This is a genomic window from Alienimonas sp. DA493 (assembly GCF_043951915.1).
Taxonomy (GTDB): Bacteria; Planctomycetota; Planctomycetia; order Planctomycetales; family Planctomycetaceae; genus Alienimonas.
This window is the reverse complement of sequence record NZ_JBINJD010000252.1, coordinates 1-4,703: the sequence shown is the minus strand read 5'-3', so window position 1 is coordinate 4,703 and position 4,703 is coordinate 1. Positions and strand designations below refer to the sequence as shown.

Genomic DNA, 4,703 nt, shown 5'->3' with positions numbered 1-4,703 from the left:
GACGCCCGCCGGGCCGCGGCGGCCCGGCGTCGGGACGCCGACGCCGCCCGTCGCGCCGCCTGAACGCCGCCGTTTCCTCGGCCCCCGGTCGAGGAGCACGCCCGCCCGGTCGAGGGATCCGCGGCGGCGGTCGACGGAACGCACGATTCGGGTCCGTCGCCGCCTACGCGCGACGCGCGACGCGGCCGGTTTGAAGTCGAGAGGTGCGCGATGCCCAGCGGTTCGCCCCGCCCCACGCCGACCCACGGCCCCCCGCCGACCGCCCGCCCCCCGGCCGGCGACTCCGCCGAGCCGACCGGCCCGTTCGGGCGCGACGACGAGCCGGGGCCGTGGGGGCGCCCGTGGGGGTGGTGGCGGGAAATCGCCCGGCTGATCCCGCCCCCGCAGCGGCGGGGCCGGCGGGCGGACACGGACCTCGCCGCGGTCGTGGCGGCGATCCTCTACAAGCAGGCCAGCGGCTGCCCGTGGCGCCGCCTGCCGACGCGGTTCCCGCCCTGGCAGACGGTCTATTCCTACCACCGCCGCTGGTTGAAGGACGGCACCCTGCGGCGCATCCGCGAGAAGGCCCGCGAGGCGGACGGGTAGAACGGTTTTCCCGCACGCCGAGGGTCCCGCACGGTGAGGGCCCCGCACGCCGAGGGTCCCGGACGACGCCGGCTTGGGGGCGGGCGAACCGCTCCTCAACGTCCGCAGCCCTCGTCCCCCCTCGCCTTCGATTGGGGGCGAGGGGGAAAAGAGCGGGCTGTGCTCCCCGCCGGGACGCCGGCCCGTTTGTGTGCGGGGGCGAGGGGTGGCACAGTCCCGCCCCGGACCGCGTCGGCGGCCTCCGCACGCCTCCGGCTTCGTCCGTTTCGTCCCTCGTTCGTCCGGCGCCCCCGCATGTCCCGCTACGCCACCGACGACCGCGACGGGTGGGCCGGCGGGTTCGAAGATCCCCGGTTCGCGAACGGCCGCCGCCCGGACGACGACAACGAAGGGTTCGACAACGTCTTCGGCGGCTCCCCCCGCGGCGGCGGGCGGCGGTTCGGCTGCGGATGTTTCCTCACGCTGCTCGGCCTGGGGGCGGTCGCGGCGGTCGTGTGCTGCGGCGGGCTGGCGTGGTTCGGCATGCAGGACCGGGCGAACCGCGTCGCCGCGGCGCTCGACAACGACCCGGCGTTCCGCGGCCCGTTGGAGGAGGCGCTGGGACCGGGCTACCGGCTGACGCCGGACCCGGCCGCCACCGTGGAGGCCCCGCCGGGGGCCGTGGCGTACGAGGCGGTCGGCGAACGCGGCTCGGGCCGGCTGACGGTGCGCGCCCGCCGCGACCGGGACGTCGATCCGGAAGCCGACCCCCGGGCCGTCACGCCGCTCAGCGGGACGCTGATCCTGGACGACGGCCGCACGATCGAGCTGCCGGTCGAGGCGCCCTCCCTCGAACAGGCCGTCCGGGAGCAGCTGGACCGCATGCGGGAACGACTGGAGGACCTGCAGCCGCAGGGGGAGGAAGCCCCGACCTCCGAGGAGGGACCGAACGGGGACGAACCGGCGGGCGAACTGCAGATCGACCAAACGGACGCGTCTGACGCCGGCGATCACTGAAGGCCGCAGAACCTGACGGGCGACTTTGCCGACCCGCGCGACGACGCGGGTTGCAACGAAGCGGAGGCGGTAGGGTTGCAACGACGGCGCCGGTCGGCCGGACGGCGACCGGCGGGGACGGGCGAGGCGCGGTTCGGAGGGTGGTGGGGCGTCAAGGGGTTCGCGGGGCCGTGACGACCCTGCGTCCCGGGCCCTGATCATCTCCCCGCCGCCGGCCCCGCGAATGCGATTCGGCCCTGGGGATTCGGGAGTCCCGGACCACCTGGACCCGGTCCGTCCCGCCCCCGCTCCCGCCGCCGGGTTTCGGCCGCGCCGTGCGGAGGTTCACACCACTTCAGCACGGAGGCTGATCCAGTGAAGACGTTATTCAGCGAGTGGCGCCGCCGCCGCGGGGCCGCGAACCGGTCCGGCGCCGGGCTCGCCGTTCTGCGGGCCGCCGCGTTCGCCGCCGCCGCCGCCGGCGCGACCGGCAGCGCCCTGGCCGACCCGGAACCGCCGACGCCCAGCACGCACGCCAAGACCCAGCCGCAACGGGCGGTCGCCGAGACCCTCGACAAGCACCGCCCGGAGTGGAAGCACTACACGGGCACCTACCCCGTCGGCCACCCGAAGGACGACGGCTCCGGGACGGTGCCGTACGACTTCTACGACTACGACTACTACTCGATCACCAAGCACGAGCGGTACCGCCAGCTGTACTGGCTGAGCCCCGCCGAACAGCAGCGGGCCCTCGCCCAGCTCAGCGGCGAGATCTACGGCCAGCTGCCGATCGCCCGGGCGGCGATTGAGGATCAGACCTACCGGAACCTCGGCTATCTGCTGCGGCCGGACGGCCTGGTCGGCGGCGTGGGCGTGGGCGCCCCGGTGGCGATCGGCGCCGGCGCCGGGCCGGTCCCGATCGGCGGGATCGGCTTCGACGCCGCCGCCTTCGGCCCAGCGCTGCCGGCGGCCCCGTACGGCGGCCCGTACGGCGGCCCGGTCGGCGGCGGGATCTACGGCGGCGGGTTCGCCCCCGGCGTGGTGTCCGACGGCCTCGTGATCAACGGCCCCGGATACGACGGTGCGGTGTACGGCGGCTCGGTCTACGGCGGCGTCCCGTACGGCGGCCCGACGCCCGATCCGGCGTTCGCCCCCGGCGCGGCCGCCGGCACCCCGGTGCCGGCCGGCAGCTACCTCACCCCGGACGGCCGCCTGCTCGGCCCGGACGGCCAGCCGGTCCTCCCCGGCGCCGCCCCCGCCGCCGGCCCCGACGCGGGTCTGCCGATCGGCCCGAACGGGCAGCCGATTCGCCCGAACGGCCCGAACTTCGGCGAGTCCGTCGCCGGCCCCGGCCTGAACGCTCCCGGCGCCGCCGGCGGGCTCAACGGCGCCGGCACCCCGATTCCCGCCGGCAGCACCTTCGGCCCCAACGGCGAGGTGATCGGCCCGGACGGCCGCGTGCTCGGCGGCGGCGCCCCGGCGCCCGCCCCGCAGTTCGCCGGCGGCCTCTACGGCGGCCCCCTGGGCGATCCCGGCTTGGTCTACGACCCCGCCCTCGGCGGCCCGGCCTATAGCGGTCCCGGATTCGGCGGGCCCGGGTTCGGCGGGCCGGCTTACGGCGCCCCCGGCCTGATCGGCCCGGGCGTCGGCGGCCCGGGCTGCTCCGGCGGGCTCTGCGGCGCCCCGGTCGCCCCCGCCTGCGGACCGGACTGCGGCCCCGTCTGCGGACCCGTGTGCGGGCCGGTCTGCGGTCCCGTGTGCGGGCCGGCGGCGTGCGGCCCGGTCTGCGCCGGCTGGCTCACCGGCCATTACGTGAACGGCGAACTGGACGCCGCCGACTGCCTCTCCGGCCTGGACTACGACATCGGCGGGCTGAACGCCGGCCTGACCCGGCAGATCTGCCCGACGCTGCTGGTCGGCGGGTTCGTCGGCTTCAGCCACCTCGACGGCGAGGCCAACCTCTACGACCTGGGCGCCTACGACGTCGACACCTTCCAGTTCGGCGGCTACTTCCGGAAGATCGTCGGCAACTACTACCTCATCGGCGCCGCCACCGCCGGCTACGACGAGTACGACGTGCGTCGCAACGTCGACTTCAAATATTACCAGCGGCCGGCCCGGGCCAACTTCCACGGCTGCACCGCCAGCGTCTTCGGCGAACTGGGCTACACCAAGGCGATCGGCTGCGACTGCTCGCACTTCCTCCAGCCGTTCGCCAGCCTGCAGTACACCCGCGTCATGCGGGGCGGCGTCGACGAGACGGGCAACTTCCGCAAGGACCGCTACAACGACTTCTTCGAGCCGAGCGACAAGGGCGACACCAAGGCCTACAAGTTCGCCAACGCCGGCGACGAGTACGGCTCGAACCTGACCGTCTCCGAGACCCAGGACCACTTCCTGCGGACCCGCGTGGGCGTCCGGGCCTTCCGCCGCTTGCGGAACCAGTGCTGCACGATCCGCGTTCTTCCCGAGGTCCGCGCCTACTGGGCCCACGAGGAGTTCGATCCCAGCAGCTACACCGTGCGGATGAACGATATGTACGACTGCCCCTTCGTCGTCGCCGGCCTGGACAACGTCAGCGACGCCGGCGTGATCGGCGGCGGGCTGACGGTCGCCCACTGCGGCGGGTGCAGCGTCTACGGCAACGTGGACGGGTTCTTCGCCGACCAGCAGACCGCCGTGGCGCTCTCCGGCGGGACCCAGTTCACCTGGTGAGCCGCCGCGGACGCCGGCCGCTCCCGCGACGCTTCGACGAGCCCCCGGCTTGAGCGAGGCGCCGCGGGGGCGGGGTCCGATCTCCGCCCCGTCACCCCGAGGCGCCCGGCGCCGCGGGACCGCGGGGGGAACGGCCGGCCGGTGTGACAGGCCGCGGCGGGGCGTTCCCCGTTCTCCGGGACCCCTTCGGGACGTCTCGGGAACGGCCCACGCCGACACGAGCGACAGGCGTGTCGAACCTGGAGAAGAATCGTTCCGCGGCGGCCCGGACCGGGTCCGCCGGCCGCTCCCCCGACCGCCCGGTCGCCCCGCCCCGTTCCTGCACGTCAGGACGCGGCGGGGCGGCCGGGCGGTTTCTCGTGGGGCGCCGCTCCTCCGCCGAGGCGGCCGGCCCACGTACGACGGCAGCCCGAGACGCGAGCCGAGGC

At 75.5% G+C, this 4,703-nt stretch carries 3 protein-coding genes; all 3 read left to right on the top strand.

What is annotated here, in order from left to right; translation table 11 throughout:
- The first annotated feature begins 210 nt into the window (after positions 1-210).
- The 3 genes from ACG2DA_RS21780 (at position 211) to ACG2DA_RS21770 (ending at position 4,275) form a co-directional block, all read left to right on the top strand.
- Positions 211-585, top strand: a complete 375-nt coding sequence (locus ACG2DA_RS21780) for a transposase (RefSeq protein ID WP_395258658.1) — start codon at positions 211-213, stop codon at positions 583-585.
- Positions 586-879: 294 nt separating this feature from the next.
- Entirely contained in the window at positions 880-1,581 is a 702-nt protein-coding gene (locus tag ACG2DA_RS21775; RefSeq protein ID WP_395258656.1) for a hypothetical protein, read from the top strand.
- Positions 1,582-1,935: 354 nt separating this feature from the next.
- Entirely contained in the window at positions 1,936-4,275 is a 2,340-nt protein-coding gene (locus ACG2DA_RS21770) for an autotransporter domain-containing protein (RefSeq protein ID WP_395258655.1), read from the top strand.
- Positions 4,276-4,703: the final 428 nt, after the last annotated feature.